The sequence below is a fragment of the Kurthia populi genome (assembly GCF_042686175.1).
GTDB classification, from domain to species: Bacteria; Bacillota; Bacilli; order Bacillales_A; family Planococcaceae; genus Kurthia; species Kurthia populi.
In genome coordinates, this window is the sequence record NZ_JBHUOR010000142.1 from 66,690 (window position 1) to 90,226 (window position 23,537).

19 protein-coding genes are annotated in these 23,537 nt (G+C 41.5%); 17 read left to right on the plus strand and 2 right to left on the minus strand.

What is annotated here, in order from left to right; genetic code table 11:
* Position 1 precedes the first annotated feature (1 nt).
* The 12 genes from ACFSY7_RS19420 (at position 2) to ACFSY7_RS19475 (ending at position 16,923) form a co-directional block, all read left to right on the plus strand.
* Positions 2-1,180, plus strand: coding sequence for a DUF4097 family beta strand repeat-containing protein (locus tag ACFSY7_RS19420; protein WP_380149286.1), 1,179 nt, complete (start codon positions 2-4; stop codon positions 1,178-1,180).
* A gap of 125 nt (positions 1,181-1,305) precedes the next feature.
* Positions 1,306-1,989 carry a cell division ATP-binding protein FtsE gene (ftsE, locus tag ACFSY7_RS19425; protein WP_020189222.1) on the plus strand — a complete coding sequence of 228 codons (684 nt, stop codon included), beginning with the start codon at positions 1,306-1,308 and terminating at the stop codon, positions 1,987-1,989.
* Entirely contained in the window at positions 1,979-2,866 is an 888-nt protein-coding gene (ftsX, locus tag ACFSY7_RS19430; RefSeq protein ID WP_380149288.1) for a permease-like cell division protein FtsX, read from the plus strand. Before ftsE ends, ftsX begins: the two co-directional genes overlap by 11 nt.
* A 72-nt stretch (positions 2,867-2,938) precedes the next feature.
* The gene (locus tag ACFSY7_RS19435; protein WP_380149290.1) at positions 2,939-3,457 is read left to right on the plus strand and encodes a redoxin domain-containing protein; all 519 of its coding nucleotides are present in this window, start codon (positions 2,939-2,941) and stop codon (positions 3,455-3,457) included.
* Positions 3,458-3,545: 88 nt separating this feature from the next.
* Positions 3,546-4,697 carry a PDZ domain-containing protein gene (locus ACFSY7_RS19440; protein ID WP_380149292.1) on the plus strand — a complete coding sequence of 384 codons (1,152 nt, stop codon included), beginning with the start codon at positions 3,546-3,548 and terminating at the stop codon, positions 4,695-4,697.
* A gap of 163 nt (positions 4,698-4,860) precedes the next feature.
* Positions 4,861-5,484 (plus strand): TVP38/TMEM64 family protein, encoded by a 624-nt coding sequence (locus ACFSY7_RS19445; protein WP_020189226.1) that lies wholly within the window; start codon positions 4,861-4,863, stop codon positions 5,482-5,484.
* A gap of 106 nt (positions 5,485-5,590) precedes the next feature.
* Positions 5,591-9,109: a helicase-exonuclease AddAB subunit AddB gene (addB, locus tag ACFSY7_RS19450; RefSeq protein WP_380149293.1), complete on the plus strand. Its 3,519-nt coding sequence runs from the start codon at positions 5,591-5,593 to the stop codon at positions 9,107-9,109.
* Complete coding sequence (locus ACFSY7_RS19455) at positions 9,090-10,436, plus strand: UvrD-helicase domain-containing protein (protein WP_380149294.1); 1,347 nt, start codon at positions 9,090-9,092, stop codon at positions 10,434-10,436. The genes addB and ACFSY7_RS19455 overlap by 20 nt, the downstream gene beginning before the upstream one ends.
* A gap of 613 nt (positions 10,437-11,049) precedes the next feature.
* Positions 11,050-12,858 carry a reverse transcriptase/maturase family protein gene (locus tag ACFSY7_RS19460; protein WP_380149296.1) on the plus strand — a complete coding sequence of 603 codons (1,809 nt, stop codon included), beginning with the start codon at positions 11,050-11,052 and terminating at the stop codon, positions 12,856-12,858.
* 106 nt (positions 12,859-12,964) lie between these two features.
* A complete protein-coding gene (gene addA, locus ACFSY7_RS19465; RefSeq protein WP_449274632.1) occupies positions 12,965-15,310 on the plus strand; it encodes a helicase-exonuclease AddAB subunit AddA in 2,346 nt (781 codons plus the stop codon).
* Positions 15,311-15,520: 210 nt separating this feature from the next.
* Positions 15,521-16,420: a fumarylacetoacetate hydrolase family protein gene (locus ACFSY7_RS19470; RefSeq protein WP_020189229.1), complete on the plus strand. Its 900-nt coding sequence runs from the start codon at positions 15,521-15,523 to the stop codon at positions 16,418-16,420.
* A 125-nt stretch (positions 16,421-16,545) separates the two neighbouring features.
* Entirely contained in the window at positions 16,546-16,923 is a 378-nt protein-coding gene (locus ACFSY7_RS19475; RefSeq protein ID WP_380149331.1) for a YisL family protein, read from the plus strand.
* A gap of 43 nt (positions 16,924-16,966) precedes the next feature.
* Here the strand turns inward: ACFSY7_RS19475 and ACFSY7_RS19480 are convergent, their stop codons facing one another.
* Both ACFSY7_RS19480 and ACFSY7_RS19485 read right to left on the minus strand, forming a co-directional pair.
* Positions 16,967-17,824: a DegV family protein gene (locus ACFSY7_RS19480; protein WP_380149298.1), complete on the minus strand. Its 858-nt coding sequence runs from the start codon at positions 17,822-17,824 to the stop codon at positions 16,967-16,969.
* A 12-nt stretch (positions 17,825-17,836) separates the two neighbouring features.
* Complete coding sequence (locus tag ACFSY7_RS19485) at positions 17,837-18,649, minus strand: Cof-type HAD-IIB family hydrolase (protein WP_380149300.1); 813 nt, start codon at positions 18,647-18,649, stop codon at positions 17,837-17,839.
* A 133-nt stretch (positions 18,650-18,782) separates the two neighbouring features.
* Between ACFSY7_RS19485 and ACFSY7_RS19490 the strand changes: the two genes are divergently transcribed.
* From ACFSY7_RS19490 to ACFSY7_RS19510, 5 genes are all read left to right on the plus strand, one after another.
* The gene (locus ACFSY7_RS19490) at positions 18,783-19,547 is read left to right on the plus strand and encodes a prolyl oligopeptidase family serine peptidase (RefSeq protein ID WP_380149302.1); all 765 of its coding nucleotides are present in this window, start codon (positions 18,783-18,785) and stop codon (positions 19,545-19,547) included.
* 45 nt (positions 19,548-19,592) lie between these two features.
* Positions 19,593-19,907 carry a metal-sulfur cluster assembly factor gene (locus ACFSY7_RS19495; protein WP_126990862.1) on the plus strand — a complete coding sequence of 105 codons (315 nt, stop codon included), beginning with the start codon at positions 19,593-19,595 and terminating at the stop codon, positions 19,905-19,907.
* 82 nt (positions 19,908-19,989) lie between these two features.
* Positions 19,990-20,994: an NAD(P)H-dependent flavin oxidoreductase gene (locus ACFSY7_RS19500; protein WP_380149303.1), complete on the plus strand. Its 1,005-nt coding sequence runs from the start codon at positions 19,990-19,992 to the stop codon at positions 20,992-20,994.
* Between the two features lie 174 nt (positions 20,995-21,168).
* Positions 21,169-22,674 carry an ABC transporter permease gene (locus ACFSY7_RS19505; protein WP_380149305.1) on the plus strand — a complete coding sequence of 502 codons (1,506 nt, stop codon included), beginning with the start codon at positions 21,169-21,171 and terminating at the stop codon, positions 22,672-22,674.
* Between the two features lie 12 nt (positions 22,675-22,686).
* Entirely contained in the window at positions 22,687-23,346 is a 660-nt protein-coding gene (locus tag ACFSY7_RS19510) for an ABC transporter ATP-binding protein (protein WP_380149307.1), read from the plus strand.
* Positions 23,347-23,537: the final 191 nt, after the last annotated feature.

Below are 23,537 nucleotides of genomic sequence, written 5' to 3' on the forward strand. Positions count from 1 at the left end.
TATGCAAGATGAACGTAAACGCATTTTGGATTTGGTTGAGAAGGGTGTAATCTCTGCAGCAGAAGCACTAGATTTACTGGAGAAAATCGCTGACGAGAAATCAGGGCAAACGACACCAACTTCTGACATTCCACAAGAACCATTCAAGCAACATACAACAGAAAAAGAAGCGCCAAAAGAGCAACCGAAGCATGAGGAAGCAAAGGGCGATGATTATTTCGACCAAAAAAACTTTGATGAAAAGACCGACAAAGAATTTATTGATGATTTGAAGCAAGACTTTTCACAATTTAGTACGAAATTTATGGATATTTTAACGAATACATTTTCAAAAGTACGCGACATGGATTTGACAGGTGAGAAACGTAGCTTCACGCATCGTTTTGATTTAGGTGCAGGCCATATTCAAGACATTAGCGTGAAAATTCCAAATGGCCATGTGCAAGTTGAGCAATCTACAAATGGCACAGCCTATGTAGAAGTGGCTGTCTCTCCGACATTTATGGTGCGTAACGAAGAGGTAGAGGAAGAATTCTTAAAGAAATTCACTGCTGAAAATGACAATGGTACCATCCGCATTACAAGTGATAACCGCGGCTTCCATGTGAATACAACGCTTTATTTACCAGCAGCAACATATCAAAAAATTCATGCAGAGCTATTTAACGGCGGCTTTACGCTAGCGAATATTAATGCAGATGAATTAGATGTACAAACGATGAATGGCAAAATCAATGTAGAACGCGCAACATTCCGCAAAATTGATGCTGAAACATCAAATGGTGCCATCGAAATTCGAGGGGTAGCAGCAACAGAGGTTGATGCGGAAACGATTAATGGCCTTGTATCAATTGACGGCGCATTCCGCGAAATCGAAGCGCATTCTGCGAACGGGACGATTAAAGTAAAAACAACGGATCCACATGCTGAAAAAATTAAAGCGCAAACAACGGCCGGTACAATTGAAGTCCAAGTGCCTGATACGGTTGGCATTCGTGGTGAGGCGAGCTCAAACTTCGGTAAAATCGATGTACAGCTACACGATGTCGAACTATTGCAATCACAGGAGCAATTTTTATCGAAATCTGTACGCTTTGAGAAAAAAGTGGATGACAATGCACCACTTGTATTAGAAGCAGAAGCACGTACTGGCACTGTAGTCGTACGCTATGCTCTATAAATAAATATTTTCGGAGGTTTAGCGAATGCGCTAGCCTCCTTTTTTTATGCCATTTTACAGGATGCGAACGTCTTAATATGTGGTATTATAACTAGCAGAGAATAGTATAAAGGTGAGGCGACACAATGATTGAAATGAAGCAGGTTTTCAAAAAATATCCTGGTGGCAGTAAGGCGCTACAGGGCTTAAATGTGTCGATTGCACAAGGCGAATTTGTTTATGTGGTCGGTCCAAGTGGCGCAGGGAAATCGACATTTATAAAAATGTTATATGCAGAGGAGCGCGCATCGGCCGGGAAGGTGCTCGTTAATCAAGTAGACGTGACAAAGTTATCTGCACGTAAGGTACCTTTTTTACGTCGACAGCTTGGCGTAGTTTTTCAAGATTATAAGCTATTGCCGAAAAAAAGCGTCTATGAAAATGTGGCCTATGCGCTTGAAGTTATTGAAAAGGATCAAAAGTTTATTAAGCAACGTGTTACGGAGGTGCTAAAGCTCGTTGGTCTTGCGACGAAGGCAAAGCGTTTTCCACATGAATTGTCGGGTGGCGAGCAGCAGCGTGTCGCGATTGCTAGGGCCATCGTCAATCAACCGAAAATTGTTATAGCGGATGAGCCAACGGGAAATTTGGACCCGACGACAACGTGGGAGGTCATGAAGGTGCTTGAAGCGATTAATGCGCAGGGCACGACGGTTATTATGGCGACGCATAATCGTGAAGTGGTCGACGGCATGCGTCATCGTGTCGTTCGCATTGAAAAAGGGCGCATCGTCAGTGACCGAGCTGGAGGTGACTATAATGGCTATTAAAACATGGATTCGTCATCTACGAGATAGCTTTACATCCATTTGGCGTAATCGCTGGATGTCGCTCGCTTCTGTTGGGGCTGTAACGGTGACGCTGCTCCTTGTTGGTGGCTTTGTAGCGCTGATTTTAAACGTTAATAAAATCGCTTCTGATTTTGAAAAGGATGTTGAAGTGAAAGTGCTCATTGATACGACAATGAAGGAAACGAAGGCACTCGCGCTCGCGCAAAAGGTTAAGAAGCTACCAGATGTTGCGGAGGTGCGCTATTCATCCAAGGAGGATGAATTACAAAAAGTAGTCGATGATTTTGGTGAAGATTTAAGCTTAGTGGACCAAGAAAATCCATTACATAATGTGCTCTATGTCAAAGCGACAGAGCCGCAAAAGACAGCGGATGTGGCCCGTCAAATTGATGCGCTAAAAGGGACATCTGAAGTCTTATACGGAAAAGGGAAGATAGATAAGTTCTTTCAAATGGTCGATACAACACGAACGATTGGGCTCGTATTTATCGTTGCATTAGTCTTGATGGCGGTATTTTTAATTTCAAATACCATTAAGCTAACGATTGCTGCGCGTCAGCACGAAATTGAAATTATGAAGCTTGTCGGCGCAACAAATAATTATGTGCGTGTGCCGTTTATGCTAGAGGGAATGTGGCTGGGCTTATTCGGTGCCGTGCTGCCGATCATCGCCGTAGCTGCCGGCTATATGAGTCTTTATGAGCGACTGTCACCTATCGTGCAAAATGAAGTATTTAGCTTCCTTGAACCAACGAATTTCCTGCTGCGTCTAAGTGTCATTTTATTAGCGATGGGCGTCGTTATTGGGATATTTGGAAGTGCAATGTCTATCCGAAAATATTTAGCTGTGAAATAAGCGAAAAGAGGGAATGTCTAGTATAGGGCATTCCCTTTTTGCATGTTAAGATAATGGAAAGGATGTGGGAACATGAAAAAATGGCTAGGGGTGGCACTTGTTGCGCTATTAATTGGCGTGACGATCTATACTACTTGGATGAAAGAACCTTCTGTAGCAGAGGGCATTAAAATCGGCGATAAGGCGCCAGATTTTGAACTGCGTACGCTAGAAGGGGATGTGGTGAACTTAAGTGATTACGAAGGGAAACGCGTGCTCGTGAATTTTTGGGCGACGTGGTGTCCACCATGTATCAAGGAAACGCCGTATATGGTCGCTTACTATAAGGCACATCAAAAAGAAGGTATCGAGATTTTATCGGTTAATTTAACGTCAACAGAGACTGGGAGCGCACCAGTGGAAGCATTTGTTGAAAAATATGAGATGCCATTTAAGACGGTGCTAGATGCGATGGATGAAGTAAGTAAAGTGTACCAAATCGCAGCGGTTCCAACGTCATATTTCATTGATGCGGACGGAATCATTCATAAAAAAGTTGAAGGTGGCGTAAGTTCAGCGCAATTACAACAGATATTTAACGAAATGCGCTAAGTTCGTTCGCCTAAAGAGGTTCACTTTGTTACAATAGAAACAGTTAATAATTTACATTAAGGCGAGGTGAATCACACTGGATATCGTTGTGGAGATAGCAAAAGGTATCGGCAGACTCTTCATGAATCCGCTACTGTATGTGGCGATTTTATTTTGTATCCTTATTGGGTATCGTCGTGTGATTAATGAACGAAAATCGTTTAATCGACGTATTCACTGGGGCATGTATGAGGCTGTTTATTTATTAAAAGAAGGATGGGCAATGGCGCTCATTTTCTCACTCATTAGTATCATCGTAGGCATCGTTTTACCGGTTGAATACATAGTGCTTGTAACGCTTGTGATGCTAGTCGGTGTTATTTCATTTTATTATCATTTAGCATCTGCGGCATACGGCTTTGCGGTCGCATTTACCGCGATTTGGCTAACGTATATGTACGATTGGTCATGGTCGATTTTGGGCTGGCAATTTGATGCGACAGTGATGCATAAAAATTTATTGATTTCAGTGCCACTGATTATCGCACTTGTATTGCTGATTGAAGGGCAGCTTGTACGAAAATATGCAGCGAATAATGCGTCGCCTCGTCTACAAACGACAGCACGTGGCTTGCGTGCAGTGACGTATTTATCGAAGCGTATTTGGATTTTACCTGTCGTATTCTTTATTCCGGGTGGCGCGATTCCAGACTGGGCCCCGTTTTGGCCACAACTGTCATTAGGTGGCGAAACGTATGGACTTGTGTTATTCCCAGTCGTTATTGGCTTCCAGCAACGTGCCCGTAAAATGCTTGCGAAGGCTTTTTATCCGCAAGTCGGTGCGACGATTCAGTTGCTTGGTGTACTCGTATTGATTGAAGCGATTTTGGCAATTTTCTTCCCGATTATGGGCATTGCGGCAGTTGCGGTCGCATTTGTTGGTCGCGCGTTAATTTCGATTATTTATTCTGTACGTGAGCGTAAAGGGCAATTTGCGGTGACGCCTCAAGATGCAGGCGTTGTAGTTGCAGCTGTCTTACCAGAGTCACCAGCTGAAGCGATGGGCATCGAGGTCGGTGAAATTATTCGCCGCGTCAATGGCATACCTGTAAAAACAGAGACGGAGCTTTATGAGGCATTGCAAATCAATGCGGCACATTGTCTTATTGAAGTGCTAGATGCGCAAAATGAAATTCGTATTCGTCAGCATGTTATTTTCCGCCATGATCATTTCCGAATTGGCTTAATTGTGCTGAAATAATACCGGTGGAGAGGCTATTCCAACGCCTTTCTTTTTTTATGGAATCACCTCTATTTTTTGAAAATAAAGAAGGATTCCCGCTATAATAAAATAAACAATGTAGAAACTTTTAACGATGTAAAACGCTCTATGATTAGAGGTTATGTACGAAGGGGGCAAGGCTATGCCAGCGTGGTTGACTGTAGAAAATTTTCAAGCCGTTGCCCAGCAACATCAACTTATCGGGATGCTGCTGGCATTCTTATTGCCATTTTTTGAAGCATTTTTACCGGTACTACCACTTGCGGCATTTGTCGTCGCAAATGCGTCTGCATATGGTATGTGGATGGGCTTTTTATTATCTTGGACAGGTTCTGTAGCCGGAGCGTACTGCGTTTTCTTACTTGTAAGACGATTTGGTCACGCCAAGGTTTTTCGTTTTATTACAGAGCGTAAAGCCGTTACAAAACTTATTAAATGGGTGGAATATCATGGCTTTACACCGCTTTTTGTGTTGCTATGCTTTCCGTTTACACCAACGTCTATTGTCAATGTTGTGGCCGGCTTATCAAAATTAAAAAAGAAGCATTATTTCGTTACGATTTTGTTAGCAAAAATCATCCAGCTCCTTGTTATTAGCTGGATTGGTTCGGATTTACGTGCGTTAATTACGCAGCCCGAACGCTCGATTATTGTCGTGCTCGTCATTTTGATTATGTGGGGCGGCGGTAAATATGCTGAAAAGCGAATGAATGCGAAGATGGCGCAGGACTTGAATAATAAACAGAAAAAACCTTCTGATGACTAGAAGGTTTTTTTATTTTGAGAAATAAGCGAATATACGTTCTTATTTTGTGCGAATACAGGCAAGTCCATGTATAATAAAGGTAATTACGTTTTAGAGGGGGAGTACGATGGCTTTACGTGTCATTTCAGGGCGAGCAGGCGTTGGCAAAACATATTTCATGGAACGCGAAATCATGGATGTAGTCAATAAAGAACCACTTGGGGCGCCGATATTTATGGTTGTTCCAGACCAAATGTCATTTTCAAGTGAACGCAATTTAACGTGGATGGCTGGGGAATCACGCGGAACAATTCGCGTGCAGGTCACATCATTTAAGCGATTAGCATGGCGCATTTTACAGGAGGCAGGTGGGATTAGCCGTCAGGAGCTCAATGGCTTTGGTTACCGCATGCTACTAAAAAGTGTCCTAGAAGAAAATAAAGATAAGCTACGTCTTTTCGGGAAAGCTGCGGATAAACGTGGCTTTACAGAAGAAATGGAGCAACTATTAAAGGAATTAAGCCGCTATAGCGTCAATGGCGACAAGATGGCATTGATTCAACGTGAGTTCGACCAATTAGACGCACCGCGCACATTGCAAGATAAGGTGCATGATATTCAATTAATTCAGGCAGCAGTTGAGGAGCGACTGGGGACGACCTATGTCGATAGCGAGGGTTATTTACCACTACTTCAACAAAAATTAGTCCATTCGACGATGATTCGCGAGGCATCAATTTATATTGATGGCTTTATGTCGTTTACCACGCAGGAGTTTGATCTTGTGCAAGAGCTTCTTGCGACCGCAAAAAATGTCACGATAGCACTACCATTTGAGCAGGAGTTTGATGCAGATGATGAGCAGGCGTTATTTTATGAGCCGGCAAATACAGCACGTCGCTTAAAAGATGTCGCGTTTTCAAACGGTATTGAAGTGAAACCAGATGTCCATTTAACGCAGACGATGCGCTATAGCAATGATACGCTTCAAACGATTGAATCGCAGTTTGAGCACTATCATCCGAAGCAGGCGAAAACGACAGCGCATCTCGATATTGCGGCAGCCGTTAATCCTCATGCGGAAATCCATGAGGTCGCGCGAAAAATTCGGACGCTGTCACATGAGGGCATTGCCTACAATGAAATGGCGATTATTTACCGTCAGGCAGAGCAGTATGATCCACTGCTATCCACCATTTTTCCGCAATATGACATTCCGTTTTTCATTAGCCAAAAGAAACCAATGCTGCATCACCCGCTCATTGAATTTAGTCGCTCGATTTTAGAGAGCATTCAAACGGATTGGAAGTATGAGCCGATTTTCCGTGCGATTAAGACGGATTTATTTTTCCCATTACATGCAGATAAGAAAATTTGGCGCGAGCGTGCAGATCGGTTAGAAAACTTTGTGATGGCACAAGGGATTTATGGCGAGCGCTGGTTTGATGATATTCGCTGGGTGTATAAAAAATACCGTGGCTTAGAATTTTTCACAACAAAGCAAACCGATGAAGAGCGTGCATTCCAGCAAGAAATTGAAGCGGTACGTGTACTTGTACGTGAACCGCTGCACCAGCTACAGCAGCAATTAGAGCAAGCACATACGGGCCGGGCCTATGCAGAAATTTTATACACGTTCATTGATGAATTAGCGATTTTTGCGAAGCTACAAGAGCTAAAAGATTATGAAAATGCGCATGGCAAGCTCCTTGCGGCGACCGAGCATGAGCAGGCATGGAATGAATGGGTGAATGTGCTCGACCAATTCGTCGAAATGTTTGGCGATGTGGAATTAACGCTTGATGAATTCATTGAAATTTTAGATGAGGGGCTGGATTCACTTGAGTTTTCACGCATTCCACCGTCAATTGATGAGGTGACAGTCGTAACGGCAGATTTAGCGCGTTTAATGAATATGAAAGCAGTATTTGTCATTGGCATGAATGAAGGAGTTTACCCGCAGCGTATCGACCGTGAAGGCTTGCTAGCAGATACGGAGCGCGAGTGGTTTGAGCGCACGGGGAATGAGATTGCACCAACCTCTCGTGAGCGTTTACTTGAGGAAAATTTTATCGCCTACCGTGCATTTACCGTAGCATCGCATGAATTATTTATTAGCTATACGATGGCAGATAGTGAAGGGAAAAGTGTCTTGCCGTCGACCTATTTGAAGAAAATTCATGATCTCGTACCGGGCTTAGAGGAGCGCTATATTTATATGAGCCCCGAGGAATCGCTTGATACCGAGGATGACTGGCATTATATCGCACACCCACGTACGGCTCTCGCGTATTTAATGATTCAGCTTCGTAAGCAGTACTATGACCAAGATGCACTAACACCGGCATGGGCTGCACTGAAGGAATATTATCAGAATGATCCCTACTGGGAAGATGTACTGAAGCGTTTGATGCGGCCACTTATTACGCATAATCGCGCTGAAAATCTAACACCAGAATATACACGTGAATTATATGGAAAAGACATTATTTCGAGTGTATCGCGTATTGAAAAATATTATAGCTGTCCATTCTCACATTTCACGACCTATGGACTGCATTTAGAGGAACGTAAAGAATACCGCCTCGAAACGCCAACTATCGGTGATTTATTCCATGCGGCGCTTAAATACATTTCAGAAAAAACAGAGGCACTCGGTCTGACTTGGGGACAGTTGTCTGTTGAGGAATGCCGTAAACTTTCGCAAGAAGCAGTGGCGGAAATTGTACCGATGCTGTATCACAAAATTTTACTTAGCACGGCGCGCTATCGTTATATTATGCGTAAACTGACACAAATCGTTGAGCGTACGATGCTGTCGCTAGCGAATCATGCTAAAACGACGGGCTTTAAGCCAATTGCTATTGAAGCTGCCTTTGGTCCAGGACAGGGCGATATGCTCCCACCGCTTGTTATTCAGCTTGATAATGAGCATAAGCTACAAATGCGTGGACGAATCGACCGTATTGATGCGACAGAAGTGAATAATAAGCCGTATATTCGTGTGATTGACTATAAATCTTCTGCGCAAAAATTAGACTTAAATGATGTCTATCATGGGCTATCGCTACAAATGCTGACGTATTTAGATGTTGCGATGACAAATTCAAGTGAATGGCTACCACTTCATGCGGAGGCAGGCGGTGTATTATATATTCACGTCCACAATCCCATGTTAAAAGCGGATGCTGTACTGAGTAATGACGCGCAGGAGCAGGAAGTATTGAAGGACTTCAAAATGAAGGGCCTACTGCTTGATAATCGAGATGTGCTCGTTGAAATGGATGAAAACTTAGCGGACAATGGTGGTCGTTCTCATATTATCCCGGCTTACTTAAAAAAGGATGGCTCGACATCCGCAAGCTGGAGCTCAGTCATTAATGAAAAAGATATGGGTGACCTTCAAAAATTCGTCCGTCAAAAGCATAAAATAGCGGGACAAGGCATTTTAAAAGGTGATACGTCGATTAGTCCGTATCGTATGAAACAAAAAACAGCATGTGAATATTGTTCCTATAAATCGGTTTGTCAGTTTGATGTCAATGACGCGCATCAACAATACCGCGCATTGCCAATCGACAAGCCAGAAGTTGTAATTGAGAAAATTCGTAAGGAGGCGGTGGCAGATGACAACATTACCGATTAAACCGCAGGACGTCACATGGACGGATGACCAGTGGAAGGCAATTTGGGCGAAGGGGCAGGATACACTCGTCTCTGCAGCAGCCGGCTCAGGTAAAACGGCGGTTTTGATTGAGCGTCTTATACAAAAGGTCATTGATGAAGTCAATCCAATTAATGTCGACGAATTATTAGTTGTGACGTTTACAAATGCCTCTGCCGCTGAAATGCGTCAACGAATGGCAACAGCACTCGAAAAGGCCGTAAAGGCGAATCCAGAATCACAGCACTTACGCCGCCAATTAACGCTTGTGAATAAGGCACAAATTTCAACACTGCATTCATTCTGTTTAGCGATTGTGAAGCAGTATGCATATTTACTAAATATCGACCCCGGCTTCCGTATTGCCAATGAAAATGAAGCGGCACTTTTAAAAGATGACACGATGGCAGAAGTATTAGAGGCGGCATATGATGTCGCAGATCCAAGTGAGATGTATCGTCTAGTGGATGCTTTTACATCAGACCGTAATGACCAGGACATTGAAGTGTTAATTGAAAAATTGTATGATATGGCTCGCGTAAATCCAGAGCCTTTCCGCTGGTTGGATGACTTACCAGAGCGCTACAATATGGACGGTGTGACGTCACTTGATGAGCTTGATTTTGTTCAATCAATTCGTCAAACAATGGTGCATAGTGTCGACGAGGCTATTGCGCTTATTTTAGAAGTACGTGCGTTAGCGAATACACCGGATGGCCCAGATGCTTACGGTGAAACCGCGCAGGCAGATTTAATTTTGTTACACGAAGCTCGAGCATTCCTAAACGAACGCTCATGGGAGGAGGCCTATGCCTTTTTCACAGCGTTTAAATGGGGCAAACTGAAGGCCCAGAAAAAAGGGACTTGCGACGAATTACTACTAGACCGTGCGAAGGCCAAGCGTAATGATGCGAAAAAGGTACTGACTGATGCGACCGAGCAATTTTTCAGCCGCAGTCCAGAGCGCTTATTAGAGGAAATACAGCATATGTATCCTTTAATGCAAACGCTTGTTGAATTAACGAAACAATTTACTGTGGCGTATAGTGCCGCAAAAAATAAAAAAGGCATCGTTGATTTCTCCGATTTAGAGCATTTTGCGCTGGCAATTTTAACAAAGGAAGTTGATGGCAATATTGTGGCATCGGACGTCGCCAAAGCGTATGAAGCACGCTTTAAAGAAGTGCTTGTCGATGAATACCAGGATACAAATCGCCTACAGGAGACCATTTTACAATTAGTAAAAGCAGGTGCTGAGGCAGATGGGAATCTATTTATGGTCGGCGATGTGAAGCAAGTGCGCCCATAAGGGTAGATTAGAATTCGAACTTTGGCAAGTTCGCAGAGATTAACTCGCAATTAACACTCTGTCACCAATCACTAACTTAGCGGGGGAAACACCGTTGAGGACAGTAGCATGTGATTAAAGGTATAATCCGTCGAAACTACTTAGACGAAGACGAATATCGAGGTGAAATATGTAAACGAGGATGAAAGCTATACTGCCTAAATGACAGTCCGAGGGGTTCTAACGTCAGCCATATCGTAGAGTAGTTGAAACGATATGTGGTCATGTGTAAAGTATGATTGCTTTGCTTTACTATATTGGTTGTATCTTTTCATGTACAAGATACAACGAGCGAGTCTTGACCAACCAATCTCGATAAGAGAATAAAGGACGAACGTCACATCCGACATTACATCAGCGAAGTTCTAACTATGCTAAATGGGGATTACCTAAACGGGAATGCTAATCTAAGCTATAGAGGATGATTTCAAGCGAAAGCAAGAAATGTGGCTCTTGAAAATCCCGCATGGTAACAGAGCTCTCGTAGTAGTCCGAGCTAGGGAAAGCCTAGTACATGGCGAAGGGGAGCAGTTCATCGGGTGAAATACAAAATTGGGAAGGAGCGAGAGGCTCTATGAGAAATCCATTAGTAGTATTAGCCAATCTAGCAAAACATTCGAGCGAAGAAAACTACAAATACACAAAACTGTATCGAAATCTATACAACGCGGAATTCTATTACATGGCTTACCAAAAAATATATGCGAAACCAGGTAATATGACAGAAGGTACAGATGGTAAAACAATTGATGGTATGAGTCTAGAAAAAATTGAAAACTTAATCGAAAAACTAAAAAACCAAACTTACCAACCTAACCCAGTAAGAAGAGTAAATATCCCGAAGAAAAATGGAAAAACAAGACCTTTAGGGATTCCATCTTTTGAAGATAAATTAGTACAAGAAGTAATAAGAATGATACTAGAAAATATGTACGAAGGTCTTTTTGAAGATACATCACATGGTTTTAGACCAAATAAAAGTTGTCATACGGCGATTATGCAAATCCAAAAACGCCAAAGCGGAGTACGATGGTTTATCGAAGGAGATATAGAGGGCTTCTTTGATAATATTGAACACCATGCGCTGATTAAGCTGCTAAGAAAAAGAATTGAAGATGAAAAATTTATTAATTTGATTTGGAAATTCTTAAAAGCAGGATATGTAGAAGACTGGAAATGGCATAAAAGCTATAGTGGAACTCCACAAGGTGGTATTATTAGCCCTATTTTATCAAATATATATCTTCATGAATTAGATAAATACATGAAGGCATATAAAGAAAGATTTGAAATAGGAACAAAACGCAAACATAGCAAAGAATATATGAATGTAGCGACATTAATAAGACACTATAAAAAACGAGTAAACCAAGTAGGAATGACAACAGAAAAAGGACAAATGTATCTTGAAAAAGTGAAAGAACTAGAAAGAAAATTGAAAAGTATTCCTTCAAAAGATGAAATGGATGAAAACTTTAAAAGATTGCATTACACAAGATATGCAGACGACTTCTTAATTGGTGTGATAGGCTCTAAAGAAGAAGCTCAAGAGATTAAAATAAATTTAACAAAATTCTTAAAAGAAGAGTTAAATTTAAATTTATCGCAAGAAAAAACATTAATAACAAACACAACAAAAAAAGCAAGATTTCTTGGGTATGATATCACAACAGAAAGAAGTAAAGATTACACTGTAACTCGAAGTAATGGCATAAAGGCAAGACAAAATATGCATATAAAATTATATGTTCCGAAAGAAAAATGGGAAGGTAAGATGAAAGAACTTGGTGCATTAGAAATTACAAAAGAAGGTCAATGGAAAGGAAAAGCAAGACCCCAACTGCAACACAATGACGATATTGAAATTTTAATGCAATACAATGCTGAAATTAGTGGTTTGTATAATTACTATAGATTAGCAAATAATGCGAGTGTAATACACAAATTCTGTTACATCATGGAACAAAGTATGTTAAAAACATTTGCAAGTAAATATCGTACAAGAGTCTCAAAAATATGGAGCAGGTTTTCACAAGATGGACGCTTCAGAATAAAATATGAAACCAAAAATGGGTTTAAGTATGGGTATTTCATTGACAAAGTATTCGTTAAAAATCAAATGATTAAGAAAAAGGACATCAATATAGACAAACTACCAACAACTGAAAAGTTCACAACTCGAACAAGCCTTGTAGATAGGTTGAAAGCGGAAAAATGTGAATGGTGTGGAAGTAATGAGAAATTAGAAATGCACCATGTACGTAAGCTTAAAGACCTTAAAGGTAAAGCATTATGGGAAAAACATATGATTGAAAGACAACGAAAGACAATAGCATTATGTGCAAGTTGTCATGTGAAACTCCATAATGGCAAACTAGATTGATGAATGGGGAGCCGTATACATCGAGAGGTGTACGTACGGTTCTGAGAGGAGTGTTTGGAGACCTACTATAGCAATATAGAAAGGCGCTGGGCACTTACTCAATTCGATTTATCGCTTCCGATTAGCAGAGCCGGGACTATTTTTAGATAAGTACGCGCGCTTTACCGAGCAGGCAGAAAATACGGGCATGAAAATTGATTTAAATGCGAACTTCCGTAGTCGTCACGAAGTATTAGATGGCACGAACTACATTTTTAAACAAATTATGAGTGAAGAAGTCGGCGAAATCGATTATGACGATGCGGCTGCATTGAAACCACAAGCACCGTACGCAGAACTTGATATGCCGATTACACTCGCAGTACTGCATACACCCGATCTTGAGGAAGAGGCAGAGACGCCAGAGCTTCAGGCAGAAGAAGAAATGAAGAAATCACAACTTGAGGCGCGGTATATTATTGGGCAAATTAAACAGCTCATTGATACGGGTGCACAGGTGTATGATGCGTACGAAAAAGATGCGGCGGGTAATCCGATGAAGCGTGATATGGAGTACCGTGACATTGTTATTTTAATGCGTTCTATGACATGGTCAAATGATTTTGTGGAAGAATTTAAATTGGCCGGTATCCCGTTGTATGCGGAGCTATCAGCCGGTTATTTTGAAGAGCTTGAAGTGATGATTATGATGAATACATTACGTATTATCGATAATCCATATCAGGATATTCCACTCGCCTCTGTATTGCGTGCGCCATTTGTGGGCATGACGGAAAATGAGTTGGCGGCGATTCGTTTAGCCGAACCGAAAGCATCGTTTTATGATGCACTGAAATCATTTGTACTAAAAGAGCGTAGCGGTCTTCATGCAGGAACAGCTGAGAAATTACAGCGCTTTTTACTACAGTTTGATGATTGGCGAGATTTAGCCCGCCGTGGTTCACTTGCAGAATTAATCTGGCAAGTGTATATGGATACGAATTATTATGAAATGGCGGGGGCCATGTCGAATGGTAAGCAGCGTCAAGCGAATTTACGTGCGCTTTATGACCGGGCGATTGCATATGAAAAAACCGCATTCCGTGGGTTATTCCGGTTCCTACGTTTTGTTGACCGTATTCGTTTACGCGGTGAAGATTTAGGAACTGCAAAAGCAATTAGCCAATCAGAAAACGTGGTACGCTTGATGACGATTCATGGCTCAAAAGGGCTCGAATTCCCCTATGTTTTTGTGGCAGGAATGGGACGCCCATTTAATAAAATGGATTTCAATTTACCGTATTTATTTGACCAAAACTTTGGCCTAGCGGTGAAGATGATTGATCCAGAAAAAAGATTGCAATATACCTCACTGCCATTTTTAGCAGTGAAGGAGAAAAAGTTACTTGAAATGAAAGCGGAGGAAATGCGCGTCCTTTATGTAGCCATGACACGTGCAAAAGAAAAGCTATTTTTAGTCGGTACAGTGAAAAACTGGGAAAACACCGCGATTACGTGGCATGAGATGCAACAGCTTTCTCTCGATGAGCCACTACCGCCGTATATACGCCGAACCGCCTCAAATTATTTTGACTGGGTTGGTCCAGCTATTGCGCGTCATGCAGATTACCAACAGACGCTTGATATGGTATTGTCTGCACGACCTGATGAGCCGTCGCGCTTTGATGTTCAAATCGTTGATGCGACGACATTCCAGGCGGCAACAGTCGAAGATGAAGTCGTAGAAGTAGCGGATACACCAGTGGATAAAGCGTTACTAGCACGTATTGAACAACGCTTTGATACCCCGTATCCGCATAAAAATCGCTTGCATAAACGCTCAAAGGCCTCTGTTAGTGAATTGAAGCGTCTGCAAACGCTTGAGCAGCAGGAACTACCAGAAATTTTTGCGACGACTAAGCCATCCGCACAGCGCGTTGCAACACGTCCGCGTTTTATGCAGGAGAAGAAGATGACAGCAGCAGAAGCGGGGACAGCGATGCATACCGTTATGCAGCATGCACCACAGCAAGGCTTTGCGACGATTCCACAAGTAGCTGCATTCGTTGAACAGCTTGTAGAAAATGAACTGTTAACAGAAGCAGAAGCAAAAACAATTTATTATAAAAATATTTTAGCCTTTTTCGACTCTTCCATTGGTACGCGTTTCAAAGAGGCAAAAGCAATTCATCGTGAGCTACCATTTACGTATCGCAGAGTCGATGCAGATGGTGATGAGCAAATCGTTCAAGGGATTATTGACTGCTTACTTGAAATGCCGACAGGGGAGTGGATTCTGCTCGATTACAAGACCGACCGTTTAAAAAATCATGCGAATCCAGAGCAAGCACTTCGTGAACGATATGAGATTCAGCTGGCACTTTACACAGAGGCAATCGAATGTATTTTAGGAATAAAAATTGCAGAAAAAGTAATTTATGCGTTTGATAGTAGCGAAACAGTGGTACTGTAGAATATTATTGTAAAAACATGATGAAGTCGCAATGATTCGTTAGAAAATGCGTTGTCACCATGTTATTCTTTTCATCTTCATGTCCATTTTTAGAGAAATTTCAACAAATTGTGTGGAAATTCATAACTTACCGAAAATTCGCACGAAAATGGAGGAAATTATTTAGAAAATGATGTATGATGGAAAAAAGAAGAAGGAGTGCTACTATTCATGAAAATTTTATCATTTCGCTATAACGATGTTGTTAGCTTCGGACCTAAAGTAAAAAAAGAGGAAGCCGTTTGGGACGTGCTAGCAATCCAAGAACAACTACAAGTATTACCATCATTCGCTAAAACAATCGTTGAAGGGATGACATTTGGCTTTGAATTCGTTGAAGCTGCACGTAAGTTAGTGGAAGCTGCGGAGAAATCAGAAAATCCAGCAGATTTCAAACGTGCATTTACAGAAATTGAATGGTTAGCACCGATTCCACGTACGACGAAAAATATTATCTGCGTCGGTAAAAACTACAGTGAGCATGCGAAAGAAATGGGCGGCGAAGCACCTCAAGATATCGTCGTATTCACTAAAGCGCCAACTGCCATTGCAGCAGATGAAGAAACATTATCTGTGCATGCAGATGTAACGGATTCACTTGATTACGAAGGTGAATTAGCCGTAGTTATCGGTAAAAAAGGGAAAAACATTCCGAAAGGTTTAGCGTTCGACTATGTATTTGGTTATACAATTGCCAACGACATTACAGCACGTAACCTACAAGATAAACATAAACAATATTTCTTAGGGAAATCATTAGATGGTTCTTGCCCAATGGGTCCATACCTTGTAACGAAAGATGAAATTCCTGATCCACAAAAATTAACGGTCGTAACAAAAGTAAATGACGAAGTACGTCAAAATGGCACAACTGCCCAAATGATGCACACAGTTGAAGACTTGATCGTTGAAATCTCAAGCCTTGTCACATTAGAGCCAGGAGATGTTATTTTAACAGGTACGCCAGCCGGTGTTGGTAAAGGGATGACACCACCACAATTCTTAAAAGCAGGCGATACAGTGAAAGTATCAATCGAAGGTATTGGTACTTTAGTGAATCGTTTCGAATAATTGTCGAATTCGGCACAAAACCCCCTGAACTTTGGTCCAGGGGGTTTTTATCAGTTGTATAGTTAAAACGGCTTTGATACGATAAAAGTGCACAAATTTAAATTTTTGAGGGGGACATCATCATGATGGACGCATTATCTAGTACGACGCATTTGCACATCACGGCTTGGGCAGTCGGCATCATTTTATTTTTCGTTGCTTATTTCTCAAGACCAGATGCAAAAGGTCGTAAAGTAACACATATGATTTTACGCTTGTTCTACATTTTCATTATTGTTTCAGGCCTATTATTATTCTTAAATTACCATGGCATCAACGATATGATGTATGGTATCAAGCTTGTTTTAGGTGTTGTCACAATTGGCCTAATGGAAATGGCATTAGTGAAGAATCAAAAAGGTAAAAATGGCAAAGGCTTTATGATTGGCTTTATCGTTGTTTTTATTATCACATTCCTAGTAGGTAGCTATTTACCAGTAGGTATTAATTTATTCGGTAACTAATGACCATAAAAAAACAGGAGTCGCAGTCGCGACCCCTGTTTTTTTATACGTTAAATTGGCGATTTAAGAAGAAAATTGCAATAACACTTGGCCCCGTATGAGAGGCAATCGTTGAACCAACAATCTCGATTTGAACGGCTTTTGGATGGAAAGCATCAACAATCATACGTTTCATTTCATTTGCAGCATCCATATCATCACCGTGTGAAATACCAATCACTTGGTCTGATAAGTTTTCACCGCGTTCAGCCATTACTTCGATAATGCGTTTAAAGACTTTTTTACGGCCACGAATTTTTTCAATCGGCACAAGTTTGCCATCTTCCATATGCATTAGTGGTTTAATGTTTAATAAGCCACCGATAAATGCGCTAGATTTTGACACGCGACCACCTTTTGCTAGGAAATCTAAATCTTCTACTGTAAAGAGGTGTTCCATATGCTCCGCTTGGAAACGTGTGCGGTTGATGACTTCTTCATATGAGAAGTTTTCATCACGTAAACGCACGGCTTCTTCAACAACAAGTCCCATACCAAGTGATGCACACTTCGTATCGATAATTTCAAGCTGTAAATCAGGATACTCTTCGCGTACTTGTTCACGTAGCATCATTGCTGTTGAATACGTGCCTGATAAATTAGAAGAAAAGGCAATGTATAAGCCTTGTTCGCCTGATTTTGCAAGCTCTGTAAAAGCCGTTAAGAATGCTTCAGGCGATACTTGTGATGTTTTCGGGCGATTGCCATTACGAATTTGATTGTAAATTTCGATTGGTTCGATGCCTACTACGTCGTCAAATTCTTGACCACTAATTTCAACACGTAGTGGGAATAAATGGACATCATGCTCAGTAAAATATGCCTTTGGTAAGTCACAGGCACTATCGGTAAAAATTTTCATAAAAAAACCCTCCTATAATTTCAGCTGTAATCGATCAGCTAAAAGCGCCGCAATCCCGTCCTCGTTATTGCTGGCTGTTATTTCATTCGCTATGTTTTTTAATTGAGGAATGGCATTGTCCATTGCAACACCAAGGCCTACATAATCAATCATTTCTAAATCATTATCCTCGTCACCAAAAGCAATAATGCGTTCGCGTGGAATACCTAATTCACGCGATACATGCGCAACACCTTTTGCTTTATGAATACCACGATGTACAATTTCTATAACATGCCACGGGTCTCCCCAGCGACGATGGTCTATCAAATCAGCTTTTGTATCCGCTAAATGCTTACGAATCACTGCTACATCATTTTCTTTTGCTTGCAATAAAATACTAGTAGGTGAAGATTTAAGCGTTTGAGCTAAAGGCCCCTCTGTAATAACGGGATTCCCCATGCTTAAAATATCGAGTAGACGCGCATCGTGATTTTGGATATACACGTCATCTTTCACCTCGGCTAAAATATTATCAAGCTGAAACGGTGCAAGCGAATCTACGATGTCATGCACATCAAGCAAGCCAATCGGTGTGTGCATCGCATGAAAGGCTGCGGCTCTTGGATGATGAACATAGGCACCGTTGAAATTAACAATCGGTGTCATTAAATCTAATTCATTATAATATAATTTACTAGCACGATAAGGACGTCCTGTCGCAATCATGACCTGATGTCCCTCAGCACGTGCCATTTTGAGTGCATGCTTTGTATGTGCAGAAATTATTTTGTCATCAGTTAATAGCGTACCATCTAAGTCTAACACAATTAAATGAGGCTTCATTATATTTTTACCCCTTTCTTACTAAATCGTAAATACTATCGAAATAAGTTTACTTTTTCTTTTGTACTGCGTCAAAGTTTTGTCATGAAATGGCATTTTTGATAGGATAGGAATGAATAGGAGCTGAAAATACATGATAGTAGCTAATGGAAAATGGGGAAATATCCCTTTATTACACGTTTATGATGAAGAAAAGGCGACTGCTGATACACCAATCGTACTTTTCATTCATGGTTTTCAAAGTGCGAAAGAGCATAATCTTCACTACGCATACAATTTAGTACAGCAAGGAATGCGTGTGCTGATGCCGGATGCTATTTTACACGGTGAGCGCTCACAAGGATTGAATACCATTGAAATGAGCTTACGTTTTTGGGAAACAGTGCTAACAAATATTCAAGAAGTAAAATTCCTTTATGAAGAGCTACGTCGCAAAGGTTTTACAGGTCGCTTTGGCTTAGCTGGTACATCGATGGGCGGCATTACAACACTGGGCTGCTTAAAGGTTTTCGACTTTGTTGAAACGGCCGCTGTTTACATGGGTACCGCTACATACGTGACATTAGCAAAAGGTCAATTAGCACAAATTGAAGCGCAAGGCTTTGACTTACAGCTGACAGAGCAAGAACTTACGGATTTAATGAATACCCTAACATCGCTTGATTTAAGCTTAACACCTGAAAAACTAAACAATCGTCCTGTTTATTTCTGGCATGGGAAGCAAGATAAAACCGTACCATTTAATTTGGCCTACGATACGTATGTCGCAAAGTTCCAGCCTTTATATGAAAACAATCCAGAGTTGATTCGTTTTGATATTGCGAAGAATGAGGGACATAAAGTAAATCGTAGCGGGATGCTTGCCGGAGTTGCTTGGCTTGCAGAGCATTTGCGTTAATTGTATGATAGAGGTATCTACTATAGAGAGAGGAGTTACGTTCTCATGGCAATTGAAGCAGATTTAAAAGATAGCATTCTAGGTGCACTAGAAAATGTCATCGACCCTGAACTAGGTATCGACATCGTTAACCTTGGTTTAGTATATGATGTTGATATGAATGACGAAGGCACTGCGATGATTACGATGACACTGACATCAATGGGCTGCCCATTAGGTCCTGTTATCGTTGATCAAATTCGTACAGCGCTTTTCGAACTTCCTGAAGTAAAAGATGTAGACGTAAATATCGTATGGAATCCACCTTGGTCTAAGGAACATATGTCACGTTACGCAAAAATGGCATTAGGTGTACGCTAATTTATAAGAGGTCGGGCTTAGCCCACCTCTTTTTTTTATGCCGAAAAATAGGGTATGCTTAAAGCAGATAGGGGGGAATAGAATGTATGAAATTATTCAAGCACCAATGGCGGGTGGCAATGCGACACCTGCGCTCGTACATGCAGTTGCACAGGCGGGTGGATTTGGTTATTTAGCAGGCGGCTATAAAACGGTTGCTGCGCTAAAGGAGGAAATTCATTCGTTACGAGCACTTGGAACGGATTATTTTGGCGTCAATTTATTCGTGCCAGCACAGCCGAATGGACAAACAGCGTTCACGAAAAACTATTGTGAAAAACTCGCAATTGAAGCAGAGTTAATCGATACAACAATTGGGGATTATGCCTATTCAGATGATGAGTGGTCAGCAAAATTCCAGCTTATGCTAGATGAAAAAGTGCCGGTCGTAAGTTTCACGTTTAATATGCCGACACCAGCGCACGTGCTACAATTAAAAAAAGCCGGCATTCAAACGGTTCAAACGGTTACCTCAGTAGAAGAGGCACAGCAAGCCGAAAAGCTCGGTGTAGATGAGGTATGTGTGCAAGGAATTGAAGCGGGTGGTCATCGTGCGTCCTTTGACGATAGAGACCCAGTAGAGACACCGCCGCTTGCGCAGCTTGTAAAAGATGTTGTGGCGGCTATTGATATTCCGGTGATTGCAGCAGGTGGCATGATGGATGGGGCTAGTATTCGCGAAGTACTAGATGCCGGAGCACGTGCTGCGCAGCTTGGTACCGCTTTTCTATGCTGTCCGGAGAGCGGAACGAAGCCAACGCATATTAAAGCATTATTAGATGGGCATTTTACGAAGACAGCATTGACGCGCGCCTATACCGGGCGCTTAGCACGCGGGTTAGAAAATGACTTTATGCTGCGCTACAATGATGCCCCACAAGCGTACCCGGAGCTACATTATGTGACACAGCCGCTACGAAAAAAAGCGGGCGAATTAGATCGTCCAGATTTATTAGCGATGTGGGCTGGCGAGAATTTTTCAGCTATTCGTGTACTGCCTGCAACGGAACTTGTTTCCTTATTAAAAAAAGAAGCAAACCTATCATAGAAAAGTAATTTTTAAAAGAAGTCACAAATAGGTGGCTTCTTTTTTTATTTTGGAAAAAATTAAATGCTGACATATTTCTGACGCACAACCTTTCTATACTAACAAATGTAAACGACAGCACGAGCCATTTTAATCACTCAATGGTCACACATTTTACTTATAGGAGGAAATAATATGAACTTTTTAAAACGTGCTTTTTATAGCACAAAAGCAAAAGTCGGTCGTTCACTATTACTGACATTTGTATTCTCAGCTATTTTAATTTTCATTCTTGCGGGTTTGACGATTCAAAGCGCCTCACTTACGGCTGCAGAAAATGCTAAGAAAAGTATGGGGGCTACAGTAACGCTTTCAGCCAATATGGAAAATGCGATGAAGGAGATGCAGGAGAATACTCGTGATGGTGAGCGACCAGACCCTAGTAGCTTCAGCATTACACCAATCGATTTAGATGATGTTGAAAAAATCACCGCACTCGATAACTTGTCATCGTATTCATTGTCATCAACAACGACTGTGAACGCAAAATCATTTGATGCTATTTCATCAGAAGATTCATCTGATAATAGCGACACTGAGCAGCAAGGTGGTCCAGGTGGTATGCAAATGCCTGAAATGGCATCACAAGGTGATATTTCAATCTCAGGTACAAATGCAACAGCAACTGCCTCATCGTTTACAGGTGGCACAGCGGAAATCATTGATGGTGTAGGCATTACAGAAGCCGATGCAGACTCCAATAAAGCCGTCATTGAAACAAATCTAGCAGAAGCGAATGATATTGCTGTTGGCGATACAATTAAAGTTAAAGGTGACGACAAAACGTATAAATTAAGCGTTGTCGGTATTTATAAATCAACCGAAGCAACAGACGCACGTAGTATGCAAATGGCGTCATTAAATCCGTACAACACGATTTATACATCATACACATTTGCGAATAAAGTCAAAGGTAGCGACTATAAAAATACGGCAGATTCCGTTGTCTTTAACGTAACAGATCCAGAAAAAATGGATACCTTTGTGAAAGCAGCAGAAGCAACGGGCTTAGATACAGATACGTATTCATTAACAACAAATGACCAAGTATATCAACAAATGGTACAGCCGCTTGATAACGTGAAAAGCTTCGCGAATAAAATCGTCATTTTAGTAGCAGTAGCCGGTACCGTTATCCTAGCGTTGATCGTGATGCTAACCATTCGTGAACGTAAATATGAAATTGGTGTCCTCATGTCTCTAGGTGAAAAACGCAGTAAAATCATCGACCAGTTCTTTACAGAGCTTGTCTTTGTACTTGTTATTGCGCTAGCAGTAGCCGGTGTGAGCGGTCAGTTTGTCGGCAACGCAGTCGGTAAGCAATTGATTGAACAGCAAACGACGACACAAACAACGGATACCGCTTCAAATGCACAAGGCGGCCCTGGAATGGGTGGCGGTCAAGGTGGCGGAGCTCCATCAGGGATGCCAAGTGGCGGTGGCCAAGGAGGTCCTGCAATGGGCGGCAATATGTCACAAGCTGCTGATGTACAGGAGCAAATTAGTGATTTAGATATTACATTATCGATGAAGGAATTAATCGAGCTTGGTGGCTTTGGCTTAGGCATTAGTTTCCTTGCTGTCATCATTGCCTCAATTGGCATCATGCGTATGAAACCAAAGAAAATTTTAATCTCATAGGAGGAATCGAATATGTTAGAAGTAAAAGACGTCAATTATTGGTATCAATCTAAAAATGATGTGCTCTATGACGACATCAATTTAACGTTTGATAGCGGCAAATTATATGGCATACTCGGCTCATCAGGCTCTGGTAAAACAACGTTCTTATCACTCATCGCTGGCCTTGATGTTCCGAAAAAAGGGGATATTTTATACGACGGCAAATCGATGAAAAAAATTGGCTTAACGGCTTATCGTAATAAATATGTCTCAATCGTTTTTCAGTCATACAACTTATTGCCGTATATGTCTGCGGTGGATAATATTTTAGCAGCACTTGAAATTACCAATTCACAGCGTAAAGACCGTAAAATCTATGCGCTTGAAATGCTAGCGCGTGTCGGTATTACAGAAGACATGGCGAAGAAAAATGTACAGCATCTGTCAGGTGGTCAGCAGCAGCGTGTCGCAATCGTTCGTGCGATGTGCTGTGACGCGCAACTCGTTGTAGCTGATGAACCAACAGGGAACTTAGATGAGCAAAACTCACAAGAAATCATTAAGCTATTTGCAGAGCTCGCACATGAACAGCAAAAATGCGTTATCGTTATTACGCATGAGCGTGACATCGCAAATGCTTGCGATGTCGTATTAGAATTGAAAAACAAGAAATTTAATACGATTAAATAATCAATGAGGTTCGGCAATGGCCGAGCCTTTTTTGTTTTGAAAAAAAGTTCATATAATTCCTCGCAAAATAGGGAATAGAAAAGTGAACCCAAATGCCTGCAAAGCCGTAGAATAAGACAGAAAGAAAAAGTCAAAAAAGGTCAAACATATCAGTTGAATTATGAAGCAAACGAGATTATAATGAAATTAAT